The 22,737-nt window shown below is 59.3% G+C and carries 22 protein-coding genes; 4 read left to right on the top strand and 18 right to left on the bottom strand.

Annotation, left to right across the window (positions count from 1 at the left end):
* The 12 genes from ACN08V_RS05750 to modA form a co-directional block, all read right to left on the bottom strand.
* Complete coding sequence (locus tag ACN08V_RS05750; RefSeq protein WP_419099281.1) at positions 1-1,209, bottom strand: MFS transporter; 1,209 nt, start codon at positions 1,207-1,209, stop codon at positions 1-3.
* A gap of 156 nt (positions 1,210-1,365) precedes the next feature.
* Positions 1,366-2,142: a respiratory nitrate reductase subunit gamma gene (gene narI / locus ACN08V_RS05745; RefSeq protein ID WP_419099280.1), complete on the bottom strand. Its 777-nt coding sequence runs from the start codon at positions 2,140-2,142 to the stop codon at positions 1,366-1,368.
* A complete protein-coding gene (narJ, locus tag ACN08V_RS05740; RefSeq protein WP_419099279.1) occupies positions 2,139-2,969 on the bottom strand; it encodes a nitrate reductase molybdenum cofactor assembly chaperone in 831 nt (276 codons plus the stop codon). The genes narI and narJ overlap by 4 nt, the downstream gene beginning before the upstream one ends.
* Before the next feature lie 2 nt (positions 2,970-2,971).
* Positions 2,972-4,606, bottom strand: coding sequence for a nitrate reductase subunit beta (narH, locus tag ACN08V_RS05735; protein ID WP_419099278.1), 1,635 nt, complete (start codon positions 4,604-4,606; stop codon positions 2,972-2,974).
* Positions 4,606-8,328, bottom strand: a complete 3,723-nt coding sequence (locus ACN08V_RS05730) for a nitrate reductase subunit alpha (RefSeq protein ID WP_419104852.1) — start codon at positions 8,326-8,328, stop codon at positions 4,606-4,608. Before ACN08V_RS05730 ends, narH begins: the two co-directional genes overlap by 1 nt.
* Positions 8,329-8,466: 138 nt before the next feature.
* Complete coding sequence (locus tag ACN08V_RS05725; RefSeq protein WP_419104851.1) at positions 8,467-9,675, bottom strand: ThiF family adenylyltransferase; 1,209 nt, start codon at positions 9,673-9,675, stop codon at positions 8,467-8,469.
* A gap of 16 nt (positions 9,676-9,691) precedes the next feature.
* Positions 9,692-10,213 carry a molybdenum cofactor biosynthesis protein MoaE gene (locus tag ACN08V_RS05720; protein ID WP_419104850.1) on the bottom strand — a complete coding sequence of 174 codons (522 nt, stop codon included), beginning with the start codon at positions 10,211-10,213 and terminating at the stop codon, positions 9,692-9,694.
* Positions 10,203-10,709 (bottom strand): MogA/MoaB family molybdenum cofactor biosynthesis protein, encoded by a 507-nt coding sequence (locus tag ACN08V_RS05715; protein WP_419099274.1) that lies wholly within the window; start codon positions 10,707-10,709, stop codon positions 10,203-10,205. The genes ACN08V_RS05720 and ACN08V_RS05715 overlap by 11 nt, the downstream gene beginning before the upstream one ends.
* A complete protein-coding gene (gene moaC, locus ACN08V_RS05710) occupies positions 10,699-11,220 on the bottom strand; it encodes a cyclic pyranopterin monophosphate synthase MoaC (RefSeq protein ID WP_419099273.1) in 522 nt (173 codons plus the stop codon). Before moaC ends, ACN08V_RS05715 begins: the two co-directional genes overlap by 11 nt.
* Positions 11,221-11,294: 74 nt before the next feature.
* A complete protein-coding gene (locus ACN08V_RS05705) occupies positions 11,295-12,623 on the bottom strand; it encodes a molybdopterin molybdotransferase MoeA (RefSeq protein WP_419104849.1) in 1,329 nt (442 codons plus the stop codon).
* On the bottom strand, positions 12,620-13,480 hold the full coding sequence (locus ACN08V_RS05700; protein WP_419104848.1) for an ABC transporter permease: 861 nt from the start codon (positions 13,478-13,480) through the stop codon (positions 12,620-12,622). The genes ACN08V_RS05705 and ACN08V_RS05700 overlap by 4 nt, the downstream gene beginning before the upstream one ends.
* A gap of 10 nt (positions 13,481-13,490) precedes the next feature.
* Complete coding sequence (gene modA, locus ACN08V_RS05695; protein WP_419104847.1) at positions 13,491-14,267, bottom strand: molybdate ABC transporter substrate-binding protein; 777 nt, start codon at positions 14,265-14,267, stop codon at positions 13,491-13,493.
* A 128-nt stretch (positions 14,268-14,395) separates the two neighbouring features.
* Between modA and moaA the strand changes: the two genes are divergently transcribed.
* Genes moaA through ACN08V_RS05675 form a run of 4 tightly spaced genes read left to right on the top strand, consistent with a single transcriptional unit; the run spans position 14,396 to position 17,718 of the window.
* Positions 14,396-15,538, top strand: coding sequence for a GTP 3',8-cyclase MoaA (gene moaA / locus ACN08V_RS05690; RefSeq protein WP_419099269.1), 1,143 nt, complete (start codon positions 14,396-14,398; stop codon positions 15,536-15,538).
* Between the two features lie 2 nt (positions 15,539-15,540).
* A complete protein-coding gene (locus ACN08V_RS05685) occupies positions 15,541-15,807 on the top strand; it encodes a MoaD/ThiS family protein (protein WP_419104846.1) in 267 nt (88 codons plus the stop codon).
* Positions 15,808-15,814: 7 nt separating this feature from the next.
* Complete coding sequence (gene mobA, locus ACN08V_RS05680) at positions 15,815-16,423, top strand: molybdenum cofactor guanylyltransferase (protein WP_419104845.1); 609 nt, start codon at positions 15,815-15,817, stop codon at positions 16,421-16,423.
* A 56-nt stretch (positions 16,424-16,479) separates the two neighbouring features.
* On the top strand, positions 16,480-17,718 hold the full coding sequence (locus ACN08V_RS05675) for a molybdopterin molybdotransferase MoeA (RefSeq protein WP_419104844.1): 1,239 nt from the start codon (positions 16,480-16,482) through the stop codon (positions 17,716-17,718).
* Positions 17,719-17,724: 6 nt separating this feature from the next.
* Here ACN08V_RS05675 and ACN08V_RS05670 read toward each other — a convergent pair whose 3' ends face one another.
* From ACN08V_RS05670 to ACN08V_RS05645, 6 genes are all read right to left on the bottom strand, one after another.
* Positions 17,725-18,366 carry a GNAT family N-acetyltransferase gene (locus ACN08V_RS05670; protein ID WP_419104843.1) on the bottom strand — a complete coding sequence of 214 codons (642 nt, stop codon included), beginning with the start codon at positions 18,364-18,366 and terminating at the stop codon, positions 17,725-17,727.
* Positions 18,367-18,542: 176 nt separating this feature from the next.
* Complete coding sequence (locus ACN08V_RS05665) at positions 18,543-19,490, bottom strand: endonuclease/exonuclease/phosphatase family protein (protein WP_419104842.1); 948 nt, start codon at positions 19,488-19,490, stop codon at positions 18,543-18,545.
* 171 nt (positions 19,491-19,661) lie between these two features.
* On the bottom strand, positions 19,662-20,039 hold the full coding sequence (gene rplL / locus ACN08V_RS05660) for a 50S ribosomal protein L7/L12 (protein WP_419099263.1): 378 nt from the start codon (positions 20,037-20,039) through the stop codon (positions 19,662-19,664).
* Positions 20,040-20,153: 114 nt separating this feature from the next.
* Positions 20,154-20,663, bottom strand: a complete 510-nt coding sequence (rplJ, locus tag ACN08V_RS05655; RefSeq protein ID WP_419099262.1) for a 50S ribosomal protein L10 — start codon at positions 20,661-20,663, stop codon at positions 20,154-20,156.
* Between the two features lie 244 nt (positions 20,664-20,907).
* Positions 20,908-21,915, bottom strand: a complete 1,008-nt coding sequence (locus ACN08V_RS05650; RefSeq protein ID WP_419104841.1) for an ABC transporter ATP-binding protein — start codon at positions 21,913-21,915, stop codon at positions 20,908-20,910.
* A 108-nt stretch (positions 21,916-22,023) separates the two neighbouring features.
* Complete coding sequence (locus ACN08V_RS05645) at positions 22,024-22,728, bottom strand: hypothetical protein (RefSeq protein WP_419104840.1); 705 nt, start codon at positions 22,726-22,728, stop codon at positions 22,024-22,026.
* Positions 22,729-22,737: the final 9 nt, after the last annotated feature.

The raw sequence follows: 22,737 nt of genomic DNA, 5'->3' as shown, positions 1-22,737 counted from the left end.
TTAGGCTTTTTTATCTGACTTCATCCAGAGTGAGATAGCCAGAGAAACCAGGCAGGCAGCAGAGAGGGCAAGAAGGCCCCAGGAGTAGTGGCCGGTTGATGTGTAGGCGGCCCCCATAATCAGCGGAGGGAAATAACCGCCCAAACCACCAGCGGCAGAAACAAGGCCCGATACAGTACCGGTTTCTTGAGGCTTAACAACCTTACCCAGCCAGCCATAGATGGTGCCGGTGCCAAAGCCCACAAAGATAGCCATCAGCACGTGTAGCAAGGTATTGGCTGCGGTACTGGCAGGTTCAAAGGAGATCAGTACGGCTAGAACAGCCATAGCTAAGAAGGCTATCAAGGTGGTGAGCTTGCCCCCGAACTTATCTGCCGCTACGCCACCGCAGGGCCGGGCAAGCACGGCGCAGACGGCGAAGAGGGCTGCGAAGCTACCACCTGCAACGGCTTCGTAGCCGTAGACGTTTTGCATGTAGGTGGAGAGGAAGTTGGAGAAGGCAACGAAGGCCCCAAAGACTACAGCGTAGATAAAGCAGAGCTGCCAGGTGATGAGTTCCTTGGAGACAGCAAGGATCTTGGGCAGCATTGGTTGAGGGGTGCGGGCCTTCATAACCGGTGAATCACGGATAACCAGCCAGACCACTGCTGCATAGGCCAGGGCTACACAGGCCATAATGACATGGGTTGGGAAATAACCGAAGGCTTTGAGCATGCGAGGGTTGAAAAAGGCCGCGCAGGCTGTACCGACCATACCCATACCGAAGATACCCGTTGCTAGACCCTTGCGGTGGGGTTCAAACCAGGCGGCTGAGAAAGGGATTCCAACAGCAAAGATAGCGCCCCCGATGCCCAGGAAGAAGGCGGTGACCAGCAGCAGGGTGAAGTTACCGGTTTGTCCAACTAAACCGGTGATGAAGACCATGGAACCGGTGAGGGTAAGCATGATGGTAAACATGATCCGCCCACCAAATCGGTCGGTGAGGGCACCTACCGGGATGCGGGCAACAGAACCTACGATGACGGGAGTTGCGATCAGCAGGGAGCGCTGGCCTTCGGTCAGGCCATATTCTTGGGTGTAGTACTTGGCCAGGGGGCCAATCATGGTCCAACCCCAGAAGCCGATCATGGAGGCGAGCGCCGCCATAATGACGTACTTGAACTGGCCAGCTAGCTGTGGGTCTTTTGCAGCAAGAGCTCTTGTAGACATAGTGTTTTCCTTAGTATCAGTCTTTGAAGCAGGTGATCTGTCTCAATGGGGCGGGGATTCCCTGCAACCGGCTGGCTGGGGCTGGAATGAATTGCGACGAGCCCCGGGCCAGGGGCAAGAAGGATAGCCGGCTAAGGGGAATCCCCGTGCCTTTCTTTAGTGGTGGTGGTTCTGCCGTTCGACGGCGCGAGCGTCTTTGTTGACAGAGTCTGCGGTTCCTACCGGTGACCAGCCGCGCTGGTAGTTGCGTTTGCCGCGGGAGCGGTAGACGATGTAGGGCCGGAAGATGTAGTGCAGGGGTGCGGTGAAGGCATGGACCAGGCGGGTGAAGGGCCAGAGGCAAAAGAGGATCATGGCGACAACCACGTGGATGTGGAAGGAGGTGGTGGCGCTGGCCATGGCTTCGACGTTGGGTTGGAAGTAGAAGAGGGAGCGGAACCAGACGGAGACGGTTTCGCGGTAGTTGTGGTGACCTTCGATTTCCATGGCGTTGAAGAGGGTGGCAACTGATCCGAGGACGATAGCGCTGGTGAGGGCAACATACATCATTTTGTCGTTCCAGGTGGTGGCCCGGAAGACGGTTGCGCTGGTGCGGCGGCGGTAGATCATGGCGAAGAGGCCAATGAGAGTGGCGACCGCTGCCACTGAGCCAAGGATGAGAGCGTTGAGGTGGTAGAAGTGCTCTGAGATGCCTACGGTATCGGTCCAGGACTTGGGAATAATCAGGCCCACGATGTGACCTACCAGGACCACGAGGATTCCGTAGTGGAACATGGGTGAGGCGATGCGTAGAAGTTTGGACTCGTACATCTGTGATGAGCGGGTGGTCCAGCCGAACTGGTCGGTCTTGTAACGCCAGATGGTGCCGCCGATCACGGTGGCTAGGGTGATGTACGGGAAGATCCCCCAGAGGAAGAAATCAAGGGCGTTCACTGGTGTGCTCCGTTCTGTGTGTGGGGCATAGCGGGGGCGAGACTGGGTGGGGCGGTGTTTTTGTCCGCACCGATCTTCGCTCCGGGGGTTTGCTCGTGGGGCAGAAGAAGAGGTAGCAGGCGGGGGTCACCCGGTGCTAGGGAGAGGCCTACGCTCTCTGCCGGTGGCCCTGCGGTGACGAGTTTTTGTACTTCCTCCTGGGTTTGGGGTGAAACTCCAGGCAGGGTGTGGCAAACAGCTTCAATCAGCCGGTGGTAGGGCAGCTTGTCATCGCGTAGGGCTAGGCGCAGCAGTTCCAGGGAGGGTCTGTAGGCCTGGAGGGCGGCCCGCCCCGCCCTGGCGTTGACCAGGGCGGTGAACTCAAGGACCATGGGCAGGTAGTCGGGTAGTTCCCCGTGCAGGGTGGTGACCATGCCGGAGTCCCGGTACATCTGTTTGAAGCGGGTGAGAGCCTCACCGCGCCGCCGGGTGTCACCTTCGGTCCAATAGGACAGGTGGAAGGCGTGGCGGCGAGAGAGGTCATATTCCTGCACATACTCGGCCTGAATTTCTTCCAGGCTGTGCTCTTGGTACCAGCGGCTGATGGCGGCAACACCTTCTAGAAGGTCGGTATTGCCGGTTTCAGCGGCGAGTTGGCTGAGTTCAGGTAGTAGGGCCTGAGTCTCTTGGCAGGGGTAACGCATGAGCACGGAGGTGACCTGGTAGATTACGGCGTCCTCAGGGGCACCGCTGCCCCAGTCCATGTCAAAGGGGTCACCCGATGCAGGTAGCTCGGGTTCCGCCTCAGCCGGGGTCCCTTGGATGAGCTTGGAGAAAAAACCAGCCATACCTAGACCTTCTTACTACCGGAGGTATCGGGGAAGAGGGAGTCGGGGCGGGTTTTGCCGTCCCAGAGGAAGATATCGACTTTGCCGTCGGCACGTTGGGCGTTGGCGTAGCTGCCGGCCGATACGGGAACCGGGCGGTCACCGGGGTCGGTGAAGGCGCTGTCGTAGAGCATGCCGGGGCCGCCGTCGGTATCCAGGGAGCAACCGATTTCTTCCAGGTTGTGGGCATCTTCCAGGTGAGCTGGAGGAATGACGTAGCGTTCCTCGTACTTGGAGATAGCCATGAGACGGTACATCTCGTACATTTGGGCACCGGTCATGCCCACTGCCTGGGCGATGTCCTCCTTGCCAACCCCACCTAAGGTGATGTCACGCATGTAGGCACGCATAGCGGCCAGCTTCTTGAGCACATTGACCACGATGGTGGTGTCCCCGGCGGTGAAGAGCTCGGCTAAGTATTCCACGGGAATACGCAGGGCATCGATAGCACCAAAGAGGTTGGCCTTGCTCTCGGCATCGTGACCCTGCTCCTGGAGCAGGTCGATGATGGGTGAGAGCGGCGGGACATACCAGACCATGGGCATGGTGCGGTATTCGGGGTGCAGAGGAAGGGCGATCTTCCATTCCTTAGCCAGCTTGTAGACCGGTGACTTCTGGGCAGCTGTCATCCAGGAGTCGGGGATACCCTGTTTGGCGGCCTCGCGGATTACCTCAGGGTCGAAGGGGTCAAGCATGATATCCAGCTGTGCCTGGTAGAGCTGCTTTTCATCGGGAACGCTGGCGGCCTCGGTGACCCGGTCAGCGTCGTAGAGGAAAATGCCGATGTAGCGCATGCGGCCCACGCAGGTTTCGGCGCAGACGGTGGGGATACCGTGCTCGATACGGGGGTAGCAGAAGGTACATTTTTCGGCTTTACCGCTCTTATGGTTGAAGTAAATCTTCTTGTAGGGGCAGCCGGTGATGCACTGACGCCAGCCACGACACTGGTTCTGGTCCACCAGCACGATGCCATCCTCCTCGCGCTTGTAGATAGCGCCGGAGGGGCAGGATGCCATGCAGGAAGGGTTGAGGCAGTGCTCGCAAATGCGGGGCAGGTAGAACATGAAGGTGCGTTCGAACTCGAACTTGATCTTCTCTTCTGACTGCTGGCGCACCTTCTCAACCAGGGGGTCCAGGTGGCCGTTTTCGGTCGCGCCGCCCAGGTTATCGTCCCAGTTGGGGCCCCACTCGATGGAGGTGTCCTCACCGGTAATCAGTGACTTGGGGCGGGCGGTGGGGAAATCATCGCCCAGCGGTGCGCTGGTCAGGTTCTCGTAGTCGTAGGTCCAGGGCTCGTAGTAGTCCGAGAGCTCGGGCTGGACCGGTGAAGCAAAGAGGGTAAAAAGCTTCTTGAAGCGGTTACCGCTCTTGAGTTCTAGACGGCCGCGCTTGTTGAGAACCCAGCCGCCCTTCCACTTCTCCTGGTCTTCGTAGCGGCGGGGGTAGCCCTGGCCGGGGCGGGTTTCAACGTTGTTGAACCACACGTACTCGGTGCCAGCCCTGTTGGTCCATGCCTGCTTACAGGTCACGGAGCAGGTGTGGCAGCCCAGGCACTTATCGAGCGCCATAATCATTGATACTTGGGCCATAACGCGCATTAGTAGGTTACCTCCTGCTTGCGGCGGCGGATTCTGGAAACAATATCTCGCTGGTTACCGGTAGGTCCCAGGTAATTGAAGGCATAGGACTGGTGGGCGTAGCCACCGATAATGTGGGTGGGTTTAACCATGATGCGGGTGACCGAGTTATGGATACCACCGCGCTTGCCGGTGCGCTCGGCCTTGGGCACGTTGACCAGGCGTTCCTGGGCGTGGTGCACGTAGACAACGCCTTCGGGCATACGGTGGGAAACCACCGCACGGCCCACAAAGACACCGTTGGTGTTCTCGCACTCAATCCAGTCGTGATCTTTCACGCCAATCTTTGCTGCATCCTGAGGGCTCATCCAGGCGTGGGTGCCACCGCGTGAGAGCGTCTGCATGTAGAGGTTGTCGTGGTAGGAGGAGTGGATAGCCCACTTGTTGTGGACGGTGACGTAGCGGACGGCAACGGAGAGGTCGCCGGTCTCGCCCAGCTCGGGCTCGCCAAAGAGGTTGTGCATATCTAGCGGGGGGCGGTAGACCGGGAGCTGCTCCCCCATCTCGCTCATCCAGTCGTGATCCAGGAAGAAGTGCATACGACCGGTCAGGGTGTGGAAGGGCTTGAGCTGCTCAATGTTCAGGGTGAAGGGCGCGTAGCGGCGGCCACCTGTTTCTGAACCTGACCATTCGGGTGAGGTGAAGACGGGAACCGGGCGGTCCTGGGTGTCGCGGAAGCGGATGCGCTTCTCTTCGTTGCCCTCGGCCAGGTGGTGCATCTTTTTGCCTACCCGTTGCTCCAGGGCTTTGAAGCCCTTAAGGGCAACCGGGCCGTTGGAGGTACCCGAGAGTGCCAAGATGGTGTCGGCCAGCTTGACGTCGGTATCTAGGGCGGGAAGACCCGCGCCCTTACCGCTGCCCATCACGCCGTGTTCTTGGGCTAGGGTTGCCAGCTCGTCGTTTACATCGACGGTCACGAACTTGGTGGTGGTTCCCAGTTTGGAGAGCAGGGGCCCCACCGAGGTGTACATGTCATAGAGAGCTGGGTAGTCACGTTCCACCACAGTAAAGACCGGCATATTCTTGCCCGGAATGCCCTGGATCTTCTGGTTCTTCCAGTCCGGGGCGTGACCACCGGGCTGGGCAATCTGGCCGGGGGTATCGTGCTGCAGAGGCACAGAGACCAGGTCCTTACGCACCCCCAGATGCTTCTTAGCCAGCTTGGAAAAGACGTAGGCCAGTTCCTTGAAAATCTGGTGGTCGGTCTTGGTTTCCCAAGGCGGGTTAATTGCCGGTGAGAAAGCGTGAATGTAGGGGTGCATATCGGTCGAGGAAATATCGTGTTTCTCGTACCAGGTAGCGGCAGGGAATACGACATCCGAGGACAGGGTCGAGGAGGTCATGCGGAAGTCGGTGGTGACCAGCAGGTCCAGTTTGCCCACCGGTGCATCGTCCTGCCAACGTACCTCATCGGGGCGGTTCTCGGCGTCCTTGCTGATCTTGGCGTTCTCATTACCCAGCAGGTGGCGCAGGAAGTACTGCTCACCCTTAGCCGATGAACCCAGTAGGTTATTACGCCAGAGCATGAGGGTGCGGGGCCAGTTAGCCGGTGCGTCGGCGTCTTCAACGGAGAACTCCAGATCCCCGGAGTTCAGGCGCTGGGCTACGTAGTCAGCGGGTGACTGGGCGGTACCGGCCTCCGTTGCTTCTGCACCCTTATCAGCCAAATCCAGGGAGTTCTCGGGGAACTGCGGGTAGAAAGGAGTCCAGCCCATGCGCACGGCGCGGGCCAAGAGGTCAGCGGTATGTACGCCGGCCAGTTCGCCCTTGGCCAGCGGTGACTGAAGCGAATCAGCAGAGTATCCGTCCTGACGGAACTGGTCGGTGTGCATATACCAGAAGCTGGTGCCAGCCTGGGTACGCGGCGGGCGGTACCAGTCCAGGGCGTTAGCCATGTGTGCCCAGCCGGTAATCGGGCGGGCTTTCTCCTGGCCAACGTAGTGGGCCCAGCCACCACCGTTACGTCCCTCGGCACCGCACATCATCAGCAGGGCCAAGATGGAGCGGTAGGTGGTATCACCGTGGTACCACTGGCAGATACCGGCGCCCATGATAATCATGGTACGACCGCCTGAATCAATGGAGTTCTGGGCGAACTGACGGGCAGTACGAATCACAGCATCGGCGGGTACCGAGGTAATAGCCTCCTGCCAGGCAGGAGTGTACTGGGTCTCTGCGTCCTCGAAGTTCTCTGCCCAGTGACCGGGCAAGCAGGGGCGGCCCACCCCGTACTGGGCCAGCATCAGGTCGAAGACGGTGGTAACTTCGTGGCCCTCAACAATAATGGTGGGAACGCCACGGGTCACGACCTTGCCTCGGCCTGAGGGCTCATCAAAAGCGGGGAGCTTAAGCTCAGCGGCACTGGTCAGGGTAGCTTGGGGCAAATCTAGGATAGAGAGCGCCGGCCTTACCCCCTCTAGGTCAAGGTTCCACTTACCCTCGTCCTGAGCGTTGTAGCGGTAACCCATAGAACCGTTGGGCACCACAACCTCGCCGGTTTCACGGTTGAAGAGGACGGTCTTGAAGGCGGCATCGGCAGCATGACGGTGAGCGGCCAGGTCAGCGGCGGTCAGGAACTTGGAGGGAACCTTGCTACCATCTTCACGGGTTTCTAGGGTCACCAAGAAGGGAAAGTCGGTGTAGGTGCTGGTGTAGTCCTCAAAGAACTCCACCCGCTGGTCCACAAAGTTCTCTTTGAGAATGACGTGGCCCATGGCCATAGCCAGGGCGGCATCGGTGCCGGGCTGGGCGGGGAGCCATTCGTCGGCAAACTTGGTGTTGTCGGCGTAGTCCGGGGAGACAGAGACAACCTTGGTGCCACGGTAGCGAACCTCGGCCATCCAGTGGGCATCGGGGGTGCGGGTCACCGGAATGTTGGAGCCCCACATCATCAGGTAGGTAGCGTCCCACCAGTCGCCGGACTCCCGCACATCAGTCTGGTCACCAAAGACCTGGGGTGATGCTACGGGCAGGTCTGCGTACCAGTCGTAGAAGCTGGTCATCACACCGCCCATGAGCTCGATGTAGCGGGCACCGGAGGCGTGGGACACCATGGACTTAGCCGGAATGGGCGAGAAGCCGATGTTACGGTCAGGGCCGTAGGTCCTAATGGTGTGAATCTGGGCGGCGGCCACCATTTCTAGGGCTTCTGCCCAGCTACCGCGCACCAGGCCGCCCTTACCGCGCGCGCAGGTGTAGGCACGACGCTTGTCCGGATCCGAGACAATGGAGGCCCAGGCTTCAACGGGATCCCCCAGGCGGGTGCGAGCCTCGCGGTACATTTCCAGGAGTACACCGCGAATGTAGGGGTACTTCACGCGGGTGGGCGAGTAGGTGTACCAGGAGAAAGCCGCGCCACGGGGGCAGCCGCGCGGTTCGTATTCGGGGCGGTCGGGGCCGACTGTGGGATAGTCGGTTGCCTGGGCTTCCCAGGTAATCACACCGTCTTTGACGAAGACCTGCCAGGAGCAGGAGCCGGTGCAGTTGACACCGTGGGTGGAGCGGACTACCTTGTCGTGGCTCCAGCGGTTGCGGTAGAAAACGTCACCGGAGCGGCCACCGGTGAGGAAGGCGGCGCGGCCGTCGTCGGTTTCGTCCCACTTGGTAAAGAACTTGCCGAATTTGATGAGCTTATCGGTCATCGGCCCGTCAGGGCCTGCTGTGTGTGATGCCTGCTGAGTCATGAGTTTTAGTTTACCCAATAACTCGCATAAAAAATACCGAATAAAAATGTGTGCTAATTACCCTCCGCTACCCAGCAGAAAACGGCCTATTGGCCTGGGTCTATCAACAGCTTTGAGAGGGGCGCCGCACCCCTTTTTTTATTCCGAGCCCCCAGCACTCAGCCAGGCGTCCAGGCCACCCTCTATGCTGTAGAGGTCACTAAAACCTGCGGCCGTCAGCAGCTTAAGCGCCTTGAGGGAGCGCACTCCGGTGGCACAGTAGAGGGCATAGCGGCCCTGGCGGCTGGGCAAAATAGCATCAATCGTCGGTTGCAGGCTGGTGTCCTGCCCAGCTTGCTCAATAAGAGACAGGGGTAGGTTAAAGCTCCCGGGCACAGCCAGCGCCCTATGCTCGTGGGGTTCGCGCACATCAAGGAGCGGCACATCGGCAAAATAAGGGGAGCCGCTGATATCTGACCAGGTAACCTCAAGGCCGTACTGGTCAGGCTCGGCACCGTCCGGCTCAGGGAGCTGGTGCGGGCCTGTATTAAGCGCGGAGTTCTTGGCGGCCTCCCCCACCGGCCCGGTGGCAGAAAGAGGCTGGGAAGTCTGAGCACTAGAACCTGAATACGCCCGAGAGGCAAGCAGCGGAATGTATTCCCACCTGCCGGTGAGCCCGCTGTAGTAGCCCACCTGGCCCAGCAGGGGTTGCCCGATACCGGCAAGGAGCTTGACCGTTTCAAGGGCCATAGCTGTGCCCACCACCCCAGCCAGGGCACCTATTACACCGGCTCTTGCACAGTTAGGCACCGATCCCGGATCAGGTTCTGCCGGGTAGAGGTCCTCATAGCGGGGGCCGCGACCCGCCCAGAAAACACTCATCTGAGCATCAAAGCCCAAAATAGCGCCCCAGACGTGGGGGATGCCCAGGTGGGCCGCCGCACGAGAGGCTGTGTAGCGGGTTGGGAAATTATCGCTACCGTCCACCAGAACATCAACATCAGCCAGCAGATCAGCGGCGTTCTCATCACTTAGCCGCACTTTGAGGGAGTCAACCTGCACCAGAGGGTTGAGTTCACGCAGGGTCTGGGCCGCCGAATCAGCTTTCGAGCTACCCACCCGCGCGTAGGAATGAATAACCTGACGGTGCAGGTTCGACAGCTCAACCGCATCATCATCGAGCACCGTAATACGGCCAATCCCCGCGCCAGCCAAATACAGCAGGGCCGGGGAGCCCAAACCGCCCGCACCAATGACGGCAACATGAGCCCGGCTGAGCTTTTCCTGGCCTGCCTGCCCCAGCTCGGGTAGGATCATCTGCCTCCCGTAGAGGCGGTAGGCAAGGGGCGGGAGTTCGGGTGAGATCATGCGTTTTTCCTTCCGGCTACCGGGCGGGGGTGTCTATACCCACCCACTGCACTGATCCGTCGGTTAGTTCCTGTTCTTTCCAGATGGGCACCTGAGCTTTGATGCGGTCAGCGGCCAGGGAACAGGCGGTAAATGCGGCCCCCCGGTGGGCAGCGGCCGCCAGCACAGTCAAGGCTGACTGCCCGATAGGGATAGGGCCCACTCGGTGGGCGGCCCAGAGCCGGATCCCCGGAATCTCCTGTGCTACCGCCGCAAGGACATCTGCCAAAAAGTCAGCGGCCTGCGGGTGGGCACTGTAGGACAGGGCACGGACAGCCTGCCCGTGGTCGTGGTCGCGCACTATACCGTCAAAGACCACCAGGGCACCCATGGCAGCTGTCATGGTGGCCGCCTTGGCCTCTACCAGGAGCGGTTCCAGGGGCTCCTCGGTCACGGCAGTGAACACCACCTGCGATTCGGTAGGTTCTAGCGGTTTGCCTGCATAGGGGTTAGCCGTCGAAGCATCAAGCTGGGCATTCTGAGCGTCTTTAGTGGTCATGATAGTCCTCAAGCTGGCGGCAGATATGGGAGATAAGCGGGGTGAGTACCGTACAGCCGTCGCGCACCCCGCCCTTGGACCCGGGCAGGGTCATGATGAAGCTACGCCCGATCACACCGGCCACCCCGCGCGAGAGCACCGCCGCTGGTGTGTTCTGAAGCCCCTGCGCCCAGAATGCCTGCATGATGCCGGGTACTTCTTTTTCTAGGTGGGGGCGTACAGCCTCTACGGTCATATCGTCACTGTTCAGGCCGGTGCCACCGCTGGTCAGGATAAAGGTGGGCAGGTTCCCAGCCTTGACCAGCTCATCAAAGTAGGGGCCGAAATCAGCATCGGCCACCACCACGGGGGCAGGGGTTTCAAAGCCCATCTGGCGCAACCAGTCAACGGCCAGGGGGCCGGATTCATCGGTGTAGATACCGCGGGCGGCGCGGGTGGAGGCCACAATCACCAAACCGGTGGAGTCGCTCGGCAGGGTGTAGGCCTTACTCATCATTCTTTGCCCCCTTGTGGGCGGCGGGCGATTGGCCTGCAACCGTCCAGTCACCGGACTTACCGCCGCTCTTCCCAAGCACACGGATACCGCTGATAAGGGCCTGCTTATCGACTGCTTTGACCATGTCATAGAGTGTCAGGGCAGCGCCGCTGACGGCAGTCAGGGCCTCCATCTCAACCCCGGTGACCCCGCGGGTTTTAACCAGTGCCTCAAGACGGATCCGGTCCTCCAACCGTTCAAAGTCCAGGGTGATTTTACCCAGGGGTAGGGGGTGGCAGAGGGGGATAATATCGGAAGTTTTTTTAGCCGCCATAATGCCTGCAACCCGGGCCAAGGGCAGGGCATCGCCCTTGGGTAGGTCGGCACCGTAGATTTTGTCGATAACATCGGGCCGGGTTATCAGGTAGCCCTCGGCAATAGCGGTGCGGGTGGTGCTATCTTTACCGGTGACATCGACCATGTGGGCGGTGCCGTCAGCTCTCAGGTGGGTTAGGTTATTGGTGTGGGTCATAGCGTCCTTGGGTTCTGCCGATGATGACGACAGCAATAAATAGGTATCTATTATACGGTATTGGTTTTTGTTGCTCAGAGCTGGTAGTAGCGCACGGTCTCTCCCCCCTTATAGGTCACGCCGGGTTCCAACTCAATCAGGGCATTAGCTTGAGCCGCGCGGTGGAGCAGGTGCGAACCGGTGGCCGTATCCGGTTCGACCAGAGCCTGCCGTGCTCCGCCCTCGGTCACCAGGTAGCGTAAGCGTGCGCGCAAGAACTGGGTCTTCTGGGCAGGAGCCTGTATGCGCTCTCCCAGCACCAACCGGCCTACTGTGCGTTCGGGTTCCCGGCCTTTGAGCCTGCCCAGGACGGGGCGAATAAGGAGGTGATAAGAAATCAGGGTGCTCACGGGGTTACCGGGTAGGCAGAGCACCGGGACGGTGAGGCCCGCTGTTTCCAGCAGGGCGAGCCCTTGGGGGCCTGCAGGCTGTTGGCTGACATGACCAAACCAGCAGTCGGTGACGCCAACTCCCTCGGGTGAGCGCTCGGCCAGGTGTGTTAAGGCCCGGCGAATGACCTCGTATTTGCCGTGGCTAATCCCGCCGCTGGTTACCACCAGGTCAGGCTTTTGACGGGCCAGCTCCCCCACCAGAAGGTTGATAAAGCTCTCCACTGCATCGGTGGACGATACCCGCCGCACCTGGCATCCATCCTCCTGGGCAAGGGCCTGCAGCATAGGTCCGTTGGCATCAAAAATACGGCCAGCCTGCAGCCGGGTGCCCCCGTTAGTCAGCTCATCACCGCCGGTGACGACTAAGAGCCGGGGCGGGGAGTAAATCTCTACTTTCTCTATGCCCTGGGCTGCTAAAGCTCCTGCGAGCGCCGGAGTCACGGTGCTCCCGGCAGGTGCCAGTAGGTCACCGGCTTTAATGTCCTCGCCGGTACTGCGCACAAACTGCCCCGGTGGGGCGGGGGCAAGTTCCACAAACTCCCCCTGAGCGGCAAAGCCGGCATCATCGCCCGGTCCGCTGAGGGGGCGGCTTTGTTCCACAGGAACCACAGTCTCATAGCCTTGGGGCAGGGGTGCGCCGGTCATGATGGGGTAGGCAATACTGTCGTTGATTTCTAGGTTTTTCGGTGCAGAACCGGCGGCAATGTCCTGCCCCACTCTAAAGGTTCGGTTAGCTTGCCCACCGGCCTGTGCGGTCAGGGCGTAGCCGTCCATCTGGGAGTTGGCGAAGGAGGGCGCGGGGTAAAGGGCCTGCAGATCGCTGGCAAGCTGACGACCTAGGCATTGATCCAGCGGTAGGCTTTCGGTGCGCCGGTGCAGCCTGGTGACCAGCAGATCGCTGACCGCCTGGGCGTAGTCGCCCGGAGCGATAGGGGCACGGTCTGGCAGGGAGCTGGGCAGGTGGGTGGTCACGGGCGAAGCCTTCCTTTCAGTCTGCGAAGCCACAGGGCACAGCCTAAGGCGGCCAGAATCATCAGGTAGAGGGCAATGAGCATGAGCGCCCCGCCCAGGGCTTGGGTCATGTCGTTGGAGCTGAGCGCCAGCTCGATAGCTAGGGGGATGGTACGGGTGGAGCCCGCCACGTTACCGGCGAAGGTGACGGTGGCACCGTATTCTCCCAAGGCCCGGGCAAAGCTGAGGACGGCGGCTGTGAGCAGGCCCGGGGCGGCCAGCGGCAGGAGAACCCGGCTGGTGACTTCGGCAGGGCTGGCTCCTTCAAGCCTGGCGATTTCTTCATATTCCACGGGTAGTGCTCTGAGGGTGGTGACGGTGGTGGCGATAAAGAAGGGCAGGGCCACAAAGATTTGGGCCAGCAGGACGGCCAGCGGGGTGTAGCCCACAGATAGACCTGCGGTTTCGAGCCAGCTACCAACCAGCCCCCGTCTGCCCCAGAGGAAGAGTAGCGCCAGGCCCGAGACAACCGGTGAGAAGATAATGGGGGCGTAAATCAGCCCGTAAAGCACCCAGGTCAGGGGTAGGGCGCGGGTTCGTTCAAGAACGGTTGACAGCACCAGCGAAGTAGGAGTTCCCAGGAGGGCGCAGATAACGGTGGCCCCCAGGGCGGTGAGTGTTGAGAGACAGGTGGCTTCAAGTACTCCGGGGTCGTTGAGTAACTGGGGTAACTGCCGCCAGGGGATTCTGGTGAGTAGGGCAAGGAGCGGGCCCAGGATGAGCGCAAGTACTGCAAGGGCTGGTAGAGCCGCATGAGCTGGTACCGAGGTAAAGAGCTTTGCTCGACCTCTTGCGGAGGTGTCCCTGTTTTTGCTCATGGAATCTAGTTTAGGCGGGGTTGAAGCCGTAGTGGGCAAGAATGGCGCTAGCCTGTTCTGATTCGGTCAGCCAGCTGGCAAAATCTCTGGCTGTGGGGTTAGCCTGCCCCGCCTCAGTGAGGGCCATGGGGTAGCTATTGGATTCCAGACCGGGCAGTTCAATAATCGTAATGTTTTGGCTGGCGGAGAGCGCCTTAGCATCGGTGGAGTAGATAAAGCCGGCGTCGGCTTGGCCGCTTGAGATTTTGGTGGTAACGGCTGAGACGTTGGCTTCTTGGGTGGATTTTGCCGGTGTGATATCGGTTTGGGCCAGTTCTTGCTGGGCCAGTCGACCGCAGGGTACCTGGGGTGCGCAGAGGGCGGTAATGACACCGGGTGAGGCAAGATCATTGACTGAGCCGACGCTCGCTGGGTTGCCCGGGGCTGTGGCTAGGACGAGTTTATTGCTTGCAATGACCTGCGGACGGGCTTGGGCTAGAGCGTCTATGTTGGCTTGGGCTGTCTTCATGGTGGCGGTGTCTGCTGTGATGAGCAGGTCAGCGGAGGCTCCTTCCCCCATCTGGGTCACCAGTTGGGACGAGCCTGCGTAGGTGGCGATAATCTCTACGTCAGGGTGTTCGGTGCGGTAGGCGGTTATGAGTTCTTCACCGGCTTGTCCCAGGGAAGCGGCGGCAAAGACCGTGACGGTGTGATCTGTCGTCTCTATTTGGGCAGAAGATGAGGCGCAGGCTGCCAGAGGCAGGGTCAGGCAGGCCAGGACGCCGATAGTGGTTCTGATACGGGGCATTATGACTCCTGGTGGCCTGGGCAGACTGTTTTCTATAGATTAGTGTAGAGCAGAGTGGTGTTCGAGCTCAGGTTTCGATACCCTAAATATTACATTTTAAATACGAATTAACCTGTGGAAGTGTGGGTATGCCCCAGTCCTCTCAAACCAGTGACGCTATTAGCCTGGGGGCAAGTATCCCGGTGCGAGTCCCCCCAGCAGGGCGGGGCTCCGGCCTACCAGCCAGCGGCCCCCTTGCTGACCGCTGGGGCAGGGTTGCTACCGATTTGCGCATCTCACTCATGGATAAGTGCAATCTGCGCTGTGTCTACTGCATGCCGGCAGAGGGTCTTGACTGGCTCCCTACAGCCAGCCTTCTAACCGCCGATGAAATCTTCCGGCTGGTTGATGTTGGGGTGCGAGATCTGGGTATTGAGGAAGTTCGGTTTACCGGAGGGGAGCCGCTGGTTCGTGCCGATCTGCCGCACATTATCCGCCAGATTCGCTCGGCTTACCCCCACCTGCCTATCGCTCTAACCACCAACGGTATTGGCCTAGATAAGAAAGTAGACGCGCTCCTTGAGGCAGGCCTGAACAGGGTCAATGTTTCTCTGGACACCATCTGCCCCGAAACCTTTGCTCAGCTGACCCGCAGGGATAAGCTAGCCAGCGTGCTAGCCGGTATTGATGCGGCGGCTCAAGCGGGTCTGAGCCCTATCAAAATCAACGCGGTTCTGATGCGCGGCATCAACGACGCGCAGGGCCACCAGCTTCTAGCCTGGGCGCTTGAGGGCGGCTACCAGCTCCGCTTCATTGAGCAGATGCCCCTGGATGCAGACCGCTCCTGGACCAGGGAGGGCACCATCACCGCCCATGAGATTCGTGACAGCTTGGCCGCCCACTACGACATGGTTCCGCATGGTCGGCCCAGGGGAGCTTCCCCCGCCCAGCTCTGGGACGTTTTCCCGCTGGGGAGCACCGGGCAGTTGCCGGAGCTGTGGCCGCAGGCCTTGGGTCAGGTCGGTATTATCGCGTCAGTGACCGAGCCCTTCTGCTCGGCCTGCACACGCACCCGGATTACCGCTGACGGTAAGGTGCGCTCCTGCCTATTCTCGCTGACCGAAACCGATCTTATGGGCGCTCTGCGTGGCGGTGCAAGTGACCGGGAACTAGCCAATATCTGGCGGGGTGCCATGTGGACCAAGCCCAGGGCGCACGGTAAAGACCAGGCAGGTTTCGAGGCCCCCGACTTTACCCAGCCCGATCGTTCCATGAGTGCCATTGGAGGCTGACCATGCAGATTAACTTTTTTGCCGCGGCCCGAGCGGCAGCTGGTGTTCCCTCGCTGACCCTAGAGAGCACTGAGCTAACAGAAACCACCTTAGAAGCCCTTATGGCTTACCTGCTAACCCGGTACCCGGGAGCTACTCCCTCGGGTCAGACCCTAGCCGATATTCTGCCCCAGTGCACTTTCCTGATTGATGGGGTGGCTACCTCCGCAAAGGGCAGCCTTCGGGGCGCAAGCAGGGTCGATGTTCTACCTCCTTTTGCTGGCGGGTAAAAGAAACATGGAACAGGCCCTTTCTTTTTCAGCCCTGATTCTGGCCGGTGGGCGTTCGAGCCGGTTGGGTGGAGCCCCTAAGGCCCTGCTCACGGACGGCCACCAGACCCTGCTAGAGAACGTCCTCTCAGCCTGCCAGGGAGCCAGCTACCGTGTGGTGGTTGGCCCCGATTCTCTGCCTCTACCCCGCCAAGTGCTGATTACCCGTGAAAGCCCTGCTTTTAGCGGGCCCGCCGCTGGAATCACAGCAGGTACCCGCGAACTGGTTAAGCATCTAGCACCCGAAGCTCAGCACCAGCACTGGGTTCTTCTACTTTCCTGCGACCTGCCTCGGGCGCACAAGGCCGTGCCTGTGCTCTTGGCCGCCGCGGCTCATGCCCCCCTGCAAGTACAGGGCTTCTGGGCGCTAGCAGAGGGCATCACTCAGCCGCTGCTGGGTATCTACCGTCTCGATTCGCTCACCGCCGCCTTTAACCGGGACACGGCTCATGCCTCAGTACGCCGTTTCCTGGTACAGCTCGCACCGCAAGAAATCCCCCTGGAGGCAGCCTGGGCAACCGATATTGATACTTGGGAGGCGGCCCGTGCCGCAGGCTATAGCTACCCAGCCCCATAAGAACCGCATAAGCCCATACATCCCTTAGTCCGCCACTGCCATCGAAAGGACCACCCGTGCATTCTGTGAGCTGGAACCATGCCCGTGCCCTCCTTTACCGCGACGGTCAGGCTCTGCCCCTACCCACCGAGTGGGTACCCCTGGGGCAGGCCATCGGGCGGGTTCTTGCCGAGCCGGTGCGCACGGTCTTACCGGTGCCCCACTACGATTCATCGGCCATGGACGGTTTTGCGGTGAGTGGCCCGCCACCCTGGCAAATTCTCTGGCCAGCCCCGGCTGAACCGGGTGAGAATATCCACCGGCAGGTTAGCCCCCTCCTCCCCGGTCAAGCTAGGCCCATTCTGACTGGCGGCCTACTCCCGCCGGGGGCCGATGCAGTCCTGCGGCAGGAAGAGGCACTGGTTACCAGCCATAGGCTTAGCCCACGGTCGGGGGCTTTCTCCCCAGAGCGCCCCTACCCGGTAGCCGGGGCAGATATCCGCAGGGCCGGGGAAGAACTGCCCGCTGGCTCACAGGTAGCACAGGCCGGGACTCTGCTCAGTGCCCGCCATATCGGCGCCCTTGGCGTGCTGGGTCTTGATTGGCTGACTCTGTATCAGCAACCCCGCATAGCTATCGCCTATACCGGGAACGAGGTCATTACCAGTGGACTGCCCCAGCCCGGTCAGGTTCGGGACGCCTTTTCCCTGCAATTCCCGCAGATTCTTGCAGACTTTGGTGCTCGCTGTGTCAGCACCACCCGTCTGGTAGATACCCAGGAGGACTTCTTTACCTGGCTCACCACCGCCGAGGCCGACCTGCTCCTGCTGACCGGTGGCTCGTCCACTTCCAGCGCCGACTGGCTGCGCCGTACCCTGGCAGAGATGGACGCTAACTATCTCTTCGAGTCAGTCTCTGTGCGCCCGGGCCACCCCGCTCTGGCCGCCAGGCTCCCCCACACCGCCAACCCAGCAGCGCCCCTGGTTCTGGGCTTACCGGGCAACCCGCTTGCGGCTCACACCGCCCTCTACTCTTATCTGCCTGCCTGGGTGGCAGGTTGCTACGGGCAAGATCTTCAGGAACTGCCCCTAGGCACCCTGGCAGACGCTATCCCCGGCTATCGGAAAGCAGAACTCCGGTTGCTCCCGGTTACCCTCGATACACGGGCCAATGGCCATGTGCTTACCCCGCTTGCAAAAACCCGCTCCCACATGCTCACCAGCTTTGCCTATGCGCAGGCTCTTGCCCTGATCCCTGCCCAGGGGGCTGAGGCAGGTTACCAGGTGCCTTATCTTCCACTTGTCTCTGCGCACTAAGCTGACTTATGAACCTTGGGGCTTAGCCTGTGCTTTTTCCAGCTGGCTGATGGGGGCCGGGTGGAGCATGCCCAGGGTAGGTTTACCGCTTTTGAATTTGAAGAGTTCTACAAAACCGTGGCGGGAGTATAGAGCGGCATTTCTGTAGGTTGAAGCTTCCAGGTAGGCCGGGTACTCACCCAGCTTTTCCCGGCGAAAATCAAGCAGTAGTCCCCCTACCCCCTGGTTGCGGGCTGTCTCGTGGACGCCGATAGTGTAGAGGTACCAGTGATCAAATTTGGGGCGGGCGGCCAGGAGCCTAAGTTCGGTCATGGTTGCTCGCAGTAAATTGCGCCCCAGCACCTTGTAATAGTCCGGCAGGGCCATAATATCGGCCAGCAGGTTACCTTTCTGTCCCTGGGGTGAGAGCCACAAGGCCGCCCCCACGATTTTTCCCTCCCGGTCGGTGGCAACGTCGATCAGCCCCTTAGGGCCGTAGGTGGTTCGGATCTGGAAGTCGAAGAGAGCTGCCACCAGATCTGCTCGGCCTTTGCCGCCTACTGCCTCACTCATCACCGGGTCATCTTTGAAGGCGTTGGTGAGAGTTTGGGTTACGGCTGGGTAGTCCGCTTCGGTAGCTTGACGGACGGAATATGCTGGGGTGTTCATGGCGCTAAACTCCTGAATGTATCTGTTTTTCTTCCCTTACTTTACAGCCCGGTCGGGATCTTCAATGAAAAGATGGGGTGTTAAGAAAAGGGAGTTTTCCTTGGCCGAGGTCCTTATAAGTTAGGGTTTTGTACCCGGTGACGCTAGCCCTCAACAGGTTCCTGGGTTCTCTATTCTCAGGGGCACAGAGCTAGCTGAACTATAAGAGCTGCATGATCAGAACCTCCAATAACCCGACTTTGCACAGAGAGAGCGCGGGCGGGGTCAGGCTGGTTTATTAAAACATGGTCGATAGGAGCCCTTAGCCCAAACCGGTTCAAGATCCCATTAACAGGCCAGGTACCTTCAACCGCGTCGGCGGATAGAGCCGCGTCTTTACCCTTCAAAGATCCAAGCCCCGCGTAGCTGGCCAAGGAACCGTGTAGCAAAGTGGCGTTAAAGTCGCCGGCTATAAGGTCCACCTGACCTGCGGTAGCTACTGCTTCGATAGTCTCCAAATCTTCTTGCCACCTGCTCATATAGGTTGGTATAGGTGGCGCAGTGTGAACCGCCAGAAGTGATGGCCCAGCACCTTCAAGAGGTTTCAGTAAAAGCGCTCCAAAGGTCATAGGGATGTCACTAGCGCAGTAGCGGCCCAAAGGATCTTTAACGAGCACCAGTGTGGGCGCAACAAATTCCGCAGTGCTTGAGGAGTTGAAAAGCTGGTAGCCTTCTACCCCACCGGCAAGAGCTGGGGTCTGTGGTGAGACCTCCGGAAGTACAAGAAAATCGGGGTTTTGCGCCAAGAGTTCCGCGAGATCTTGCTCTGTGAGTGTGTCCAGGGCGTTATAGGTAATGACAGTGTATTTGGTGGTATCTGTGCAGGCTATCGCGGATCTCCCCCTGACCTGGTAGCGCTTGGCCCCGTAAGGGTCCATAAAAGCGGTTATGCTGGCAAGTCCCATCACCAGGGCGGTCCCGCCAGCAAGCACCCTGGTCAGCCGCGAGACTTTCTTGCGGGAAAGTGTAAACAGCGCAAACAGTGCCAGCCCACTACTTACCCAGGCCAGAAAAGCGGGGAAAGCTATGGCTTGAGCTAGCGGCAGCTGTACACTCAGCCAGGAGATAAGAGGAGTTCCTGGCAAAAACAGGATAGACACCCAAAGTAAGCCGGCTAGCAGTAGTAATCCCCAGAATAGCTGTGCAACGTATTTACCCATGCCCTCAGTATAGGGACTGGGCTTTAAAAGCCGCAGGGGCGGCTCCCACTTTCGTGGGTGCCGCCCCTGCGCCAAAGATTAAGAATCTGAGAAAGATTACTTGAGGGTGACGGTTGCGCCAGCGCCTTCGAGAGCTTCCTTAGCCTTCTCTGCGTCTTCCTTGGAAACACCTTCAAGAACGGGCTTGGGAGCGCCGTCAACCAGGTCCTTAGCTTCCTTCAGACCCAGTGAAGTCAGGGCACGAACTTCCTTAATAACGCCGATCTTCTTGTCGCCAGCAGCTTCAAGGATAACGTCGAATTCGGTCTGCTCTTCAGCAGCTGCAGCTTCGCCACCGGCAGCACCGGCAACAGCTACGGGAGCAGCAGCAGTAACGTCGAATTCTTCTTCGAATGCCTTAACGAATTCGGAAACCTCAACGAGGGAGAGTTCCTTGAATGCTTCAATGAGTTCTTCGATTGAAAGCTTAGCCATGAGTTTGGCTCCTTCTGTAATCTCTTGCAGGCTCTTGTTGGCCTGCGAGCTGAAAATTTTTTTGCGGGTGACCCGGTGGGTCAAAAGTCTCTTGTTTAGCTACAGCAGAAGCAATTACTCAGCTTCGGGTGCTGCGCCTTCCTGCTCTTCGAGCTTGATACGCAGAGCGTCAACGGTGCGAGCAACCTTTGCGATTGCGCCCTTTGCGCCACCTGCGACCTTGGCAAGAAGTACCTCGCGTGATTCGAGGTTTGCAAACTTGTTGATACCAGCTTCGTCGAGAGCTTCGCCCTCAAAGTAACCGCTCTTAACGATCAGCTGGGGGTTAGCCTTGGCAAAGTCACGCAGACCCTTCGCAGCATCAATGAAGTCGCCCTTGATGAATGCGATTGCGCTCGGGCCGTGGAGCTGACCATCGAATGCATCGATACCAGCTTCCTTAGCCGCGATAGCGGTCAGAGTGTTCTTTACCACGGCGTACTCGGTCTCAGCACCCAGTGCACGACGAAGGTTCTTCATCTGTGCAACGGTGAGACCACGGTACTCGGTGAGAATTACGCCGTTCGAGGTTTCAAGGAGTTCCTTGATCTCGGAAACAGCAGCAATCTTATCCTGTGTTGCCATGGTGTTCCTTCCAGTTCTTAATCCCGCCAGGCCAATAAAAAAAATGCCTCGATGCGCAGGCAACGAGGCATAATACTTTCCAGCAATTTCTGGTCAGTATTTCTGTTTCGGCACCTACGCAGGTGGCTTATCAGCCCTTACCGTACCCTGTTCAGGCACAGACCGGCGGTCTTTGGTTACTCCATCTAACCACGGCCGGCTACTTTAAAGCAAGCCGTGCTCTAGGTTAAGCGGGCTTAATCACTTAAAAGTAGTGCAGGTTCTCTGCATCAACTGCCCAGTACATTGTTTTTCCCAGCTCTACCCAGGGCAGACCGGGCAGAACAGCGGTGATAACCATACCTGCGGGCAGGCACAGAAGCCCTTGTGCTGTGCTCAGCTCAGTATCTCTGGCTATCAAGGCCTCCACCCGGGTTCCTGAGGTGTAGGCCCAGGCACTCCGAGGTATGACCGGCAGGGCACCCTGCCCTGCCTCATACCGAGGTGAAAATCCGTGGGCGGAAATGCCGACCGTCATAGTCTGCCCCTCCAGTTCAGCAGGTAGCTCGTTATAGAGCGGGTTGAGCAGGCGGGCTACTTGCAGGTTTGCGGGCTTCTGTAGCAGCTGGCGGGCAGGCCCCGTCTGCACCAGTTGTCCTTGCTCCATAACAGCAATTTCCTGGCCCATCTGGAGGGCTTCATCGGGTGTGTGGGTCACATAAAGGCCGGTAAAGCCTAGCTGGTGGTGCAGAGTGAGAATATCAGCCCGGATAGCTTGGGCTAGGTGGGGATCCACGTTAGAAAGAGGCTCATCAAAAAGCACCAGGGGGGTTTTGCGCACCAGGGCGCGGGCAATTCCGGCCCGCTGGGCTTGGCCGCCAGAAAGCTGACTCGGCTTCTTATGCAGGTACTCCCCCAGCCCCAGGGTGCCGATCAGGGAGGTAAAGTGCTCGCGGTCTAGGGCGGGGGCCTTAGCTAGCCGGTAGGCAAAAAGGATGTTCTCTTGGACATTAAGGTGGGGGTAGAGCACTGGCTCTTGGAAGATAAAGCCTACCTGTCCGTTACTGATAGGTTCACCGGCGTAGCTGACGGTACCGGTGTCGGCTTGTTCAAGCCCGGCAATGATGCGCAGCAGGGTTGACTTGCCGCTACCGGAAGCCCCCATGAGTGCGGTGACTTGCCCCATTGGTATGTTCAGGCTGAAGTTGTTAAGAACAGCCTCCGAGCCGAAGCTCTTGGTGAGGGCATCTATACGCAGGGAGACTGGGGTCATGCTCTTAAGTCTAAAAGAAAGGCAGGCCCCGCACAGTGCGGATCCTGCCTTTATCTCTAGGGTTTACAGACCTGGGACTACCAGCGATTGCGGTTCAGTCCAAGGAGGCTACAGTCCATCAGAAAACCCCTCCACACTAATTCTTTCGTCGGGGAAACGTAATTCGCCTGCTTCCACCAATGCCCTGTATGCTTCCGGTAATTTTCGCCCGGTAAGCCCGGGCACCAGCCCTACCTGCTCTGAATCATTCCACAGCGTTGGCTTAAGGTGCAATCCCCATTTCAGAACCTTGTCATCAGCATCGGCTGTATAACCTACCAGTCGTGGTGCTTCGGTGCCTTCACCCGACGCAAAGACAGCGCGGGGCTGTGTTACATGTACTAAACAGCTTGGAAGTCTATCTGCTGGATACCTTGCATCCGCCCCTGGAGCGTAGGCAAACCAGCCGAACTCCTGTGTAGCTTCCACCGCAAACCAGTGAAGCGTGTAGCCCTCATAGTTTTTCTCGGTGACAGCTAATTCACTTCGCAGTAGCTCTGGGATATTCCAGACCGCAACCTGCCCCGGTTCAAGGAGCTCCGGTTGTTTGGTGGGCGCACTGGCTAAGTGCTCGATCATAGCCGCCACCTGCCCGTGCGCCCAGTGACCGAGGTTCTGTTCTCCCCAGGATATTTCACAGGTTCGGGTAAAGTAGCCTCGCCCAACCAGGGGCCGGGGCCACCGCCGGGCATGAGTCTCAGCTTCAAAGCTATAGATAGGCTCAGCATCGGCGCGGTACCCCTGGTTAAAGTCATGTTCGAGCGAGATACTCACAACTAGTTC

The sequence above is a fragment of the Rothia sp. P5766 genome (genome assembly GCF_048513555.1).
Taxonomy (GTDB): domain Bacteria; phylum Actinomycetota; class Actinomycetes; order Actinomycetales; family Micrococcaceae; genus Rothia.
This window is presented reverse-complemented; position numbering and strand designations above follow the sequence as displayed.

What these genes read in the sequence shown, in the direction of transcription:
- narJ (WP_419099279.1), bottom strand. Translation starts at nt 2,969, where the DNA reads ATGGCTGGTTTTTTCTCCAAGCTCATCCAAGGGACCCCGGCTGAGGCG.
- ACN08V_RS05685 (WP_419104846.1), top strand. Translation starts at nt 15,541, where the DNA reads ATGCAGATTAACTTTTTTGCCGCGGCCCGAGCGGCAGCTGGTGTTCCC.
- ACN08V_RS05715 (WP_419099274.1), bottom strand. Translation starts at nt 10,709, where the DNA reads ATGATGAGTAAGGCCTACACCCTGCCGAGCGACTCCACCGGTTTGGTG.
- rplL (WP_419099263.1), bottom strand. Translation starts at nt 20,039, where the DNA reads ATGGCTAAGCTTTCAATCGAAGAACTCATTGAAGCATTCAAGGAACTC.
- moaA (WP_419099269.1), top strand. Translation starts at nt 14,396, where the DNA reads ATGCCCCAGTCCTCTCAAACCAGTGACGCTATTAGCCTGGGGGCAAGT.
- ACN08V_RS05725 (WP_419104851.1), bottom strand. Translation starts at nt 9,675, where the DNA reads ATGATCTCACCCGAACTCCCGCCCCTTGCCTACCGCCTCTACGGGAGG.
- ACN08V_RS05730 (WP_419104852.1), bottom strand. Translation starts at nt 8,328, where the DNA reads ATGACTCAGCAGGCATCACACACAGCAGGCCCTGACGGGCCGATGACC.
- ACN08V_RS05720 (WP_419104850.1), bottom strand. Translation starts at nt 10,213, where the DNA reads ATGACCACTAAAGACGCTCAGAATGCCCAGCTTGATGCTTCGACGGCT.
- rplJ (WP_419099262.1), bottom strand. Translation starts at nt 20,663, where the DNA reads ATGGCAACACAGGATAAGATTGCTGCTGTTTCCGAGATCAAGGAACTC.
- narH (WP_419099278.1), bottom strand. Translation starts at nt 4,606, where the DNA reads ATGCGCGTTATGGCCCAAGTATCAATGATTATGGCGCTCGATAAGTGC.
- ACN08V_RS05650 (WP_419104841.1), bottom strand. Translation starts at nt 21,915, where the DNA reads ATGACCCCAGTCTCCCTGCGTATAGATGCCCTCACCAAGAGCTTCGGC.
- ACN08V_RS05700 (WP_419104848.1), bottom strand. Translation starts at nt 13,480, where the DNA reads ATGAGCAAAAACAGGGACACCTCCGCAAGAGGTCGAGCAAAGCTCTTT.
- mobA (WP_419104845.1), top strand. Translation starts at nt 15,815, where the DNA reads ATGGAACAGGCCCTTTCTTTTTCAGCCCTGATTCTGGCCGGTGGGCGT.
- moaC (WP_419099273.1), bottom strand. Translation starts at nt 11,220, where the DNA reads ATGACCCACACCAATAACCTAACCCACCTGAGAGCTGACGGCACCGCC.
- modA (WP_419104847.1), bottom strand. Translation starts at nt 14,267, where the DNA reads ATGCCCCGTATCAGAACCACTATCGGCGTCCTGGCCTGCCTGACCCTG.
- ACN08V_RS05750 (WP_419099281.1), bottom strand. Translation starts at nt 1,209, where the DNA reads ATGTCTACAAGAGCTCTTGCTGCAAAAGACCCACAGCTAGCTGGCCAG.
- ACN08V_RS05670 (WP_419104843.1), bottom strand. Translation starts at nt 18,366, where the DNA reads ATGAACACCCCAGCATATTCCGTCCGTCAAGCTACCGAAGCGGACTAC.